Here is a 1,847-nt window from a genome sequence, read left to right as displayed (position 1 = left end):
TGGGCGTGGCTGACACGCGACCTGGTGCGGCGTTATCTGAATGGCCGTGTGTATTTTCGTATCGAGCAGGACAACGATGTCGATAATATTGACCACGCGCTTTCGTGGTCGGTTGTGACCGGCGCGAATAGTGCATTGACATGGGCGCCGTGTTGTCGCGCAACAAGCAACGCGAGATCGAGGCAGGCGCTCGCGCGTGCGCTGCCGTCCAGATGAACAAGGATGCTGCGGTACTCCATGATCGGCGCTCCACGATTGAAAAAGCCGCGAACATGAGTGGCGTGGGATCAGTCTAGGTTCCGGCAAGTGGTCACAATTGATTTGAGTCAACCCTTCTCGGATACCGATGGCTTCAGGCGGGCAGGCTTCCGGTTGATGCATGTCAATCGCTGGCGTAAGCGCGTTTTTATAGTGGAGCGACACTTCGATCGCGCCGATCCGCGGCCGATCACCCATCTGCGAGGAGAAGCATGATGCGCAAGGACCGGATTGCCTTTGTGAGCGGCGGAATGGGAGGGCTTGGCGCCGCCATCAGCCGAAGGTTGTACGACGCTGGCATGACCGTGGTGGTTTCCCATTCGGAGCAGAACGATCACGTGGCGACATGGCTGCACGGCGAACGCGAAGCGGGGCGCACGTTCCATGCGTTCGAGCTCGACGTGGCCAGCTACGACTCGTGCTCGGAGTGCGCGCGAAGGGTGATAGCGGAGTTCGGCGGCGTCGATGTGCTCGTCAACAACGCCGGTATCACGCGCGATGCGAGCTTCATGAAGCTCTCGAAGCCCGAGTGGGATGCGGTGATGCACACGGATCTCGACAGCATGTTCAATCTCACGAAGCCATTCTTGCCGGGCATGTACGAACGGCGGTTCGGCCGCATTGTGAACATTGGCTCGGTGAACGGTTCGCGTGGGGCGTTTGGGCAGACGAACTACGCGGCCGCAAAGGCCGGCATTCATGGTTTTACGATGTCGCTTGCGCTTGAAGTTGCGAAACGTGGCGTAACCGTGAATACGGTATCCCCGGGCTACGTTGCCACTGCGATGGTGGAAGCCGTGCCGCGGGACATCATGGATACGCGCATCCTGCCGCAGATTCCCGTTGGACGCCTCGGGCGGCCGGAGGAGGTGGCGTCGCTGGTTGCGTATCTGTGCTCGGACGACGGCGCATTCGTGACAGGGGCCAATTTTGCCGTCAACGGCGGCATGCACATGGAGTAGGGCGCGCGGCATTTGCGCGCCCCGGATCGCGAGGCGGCGCGCCGGTCGCGACGACGGCTTCACGCAGTGCGGCAGCGAAGCGCTGGAACGCATGTAGCGAGCCCGCTACGCCTTGATACTTTTCGCGGCCTATCTGGCGTCGAGCGTGACGAGCAGGCCGGCAGTGCGCGCGAGCGCGAGCAAGGTTTCGAGATCGTCGGCGGCGCTGGCATTGGGTAGCGTCGCGGCGGTCAGCGAGCGGATTTCGACGGTAGACATGTCAACGCTCCTTGCAAGGGATGGAGTCAGGCGGCTGCGGTGATACGTCTTCAGTATGTGACGCCGCCGGGCGCGTTCCAATGAGCGGGCGCTGAAACTGGCGTCAGCATTTTTTCTTGGTGTGTAGGCAAACGCCTACGTGAGGGGGCGAGGGGGCGCTGTCACGTTGACGAAGTGGCCGGGTAAGATGTGTTGATGAAGAAGACCAAATCGCTTTATCACGGCCACCGGTTTCCGGCGGCGGTCATCAGCCACGCGGTTCGCTGGTATTTCCGGTTCCACCTGAGCCTGCGCGTCATCGAGGAGTTGCTGTTCGAGCGCGGTGTGGTCGTGAGCTACGAGACCATCCGTCGCTGGTGCGACAAATTC

At 61.3% G+C, this 1,847-nt stretch carries 2 protein-coding genes and 1 pseudogene; 2 read left to right on the top strand and 1 reads right to left on the bottom strand.

All coding sequences use genetic code 11. From position 1 onward, the window contains the following. Positions 1 to 473 precede the first annotated feature (473 nt). The gene (locus A3CW_RS0144100; RefSeq protein ID WP_028209157.1) at positions 474 to 1,220 is read left to right on the top strand and encodes a beta-ketoacyl-ACP reductase; all 747 of its coding nucleotides are present in this window, start codon (positions 474 to 476) and stop codon (positions 1,218 to 1,220) included. A gap of 129 nt (positions 1,221 to 1,349) precedes the next feature. Here A3CW_RS0144100 and A3CW_RS54395 read toward each other — a convergent pair whose 3' ends face one another. After that, positions 1,350 to 1,478 carry a hypothetical protein gene (locus tag A3CW_RS54395; RefSeq protein ID WP_281175205.1) on the bottom strand — a complete coding sequence of 43 codons (129 nt, stop codon included), beginning with the start codon at positions 1,476 to 1,478 and terminating at the stop codon, positions 1,350 to 1,352. A gap of 195 nt (positions 1,479 to 1,673) precedes the next feature. Here A3CW_RS54395 and A3CW_RS0144090 point away from each other — a divergent pair. Then, a pseudogene (locus tag A3CW_RS0144090) lies at positions 1,674 to 1,847 on the top strand (IS6 family transposase); the annotation flags it as partial.

The sequence above is a fragment of the Paraburkholderia nodosa DSM 21604 genome, from assembly GCF_000519185.1.
Lineage (GTDB): Bacteria > Pseudomonadota > Gammaproteobacteria > Burkholderiales > Burkholderiaceae > Paraburkholderia > Paraburkholderia nodosa.
The sequence above is the reverse complement of the archived record's forward strand: the minus strand, read 5'-3'. Positions and strand labels throughout refer to the sequence as shown.

Bases quoted from the DNA above. Each gene is read 5' to 3' on its own strand.
- A3CW_RS0144100 (WP_028209157.1), top strand. From the start codon at position 474: ATGCGCAAGGACCGGATTGCCTTTGTGAGCGGCGGAATGGGAGGGCTT.
- A3CW_RS54395 (WP_281175205.1), bottom strand. From the start codon at position 1,478: ATGTCTACCGTCGAAATCCGCTCGCTGACCGCCGCGACGCTACCCAAT.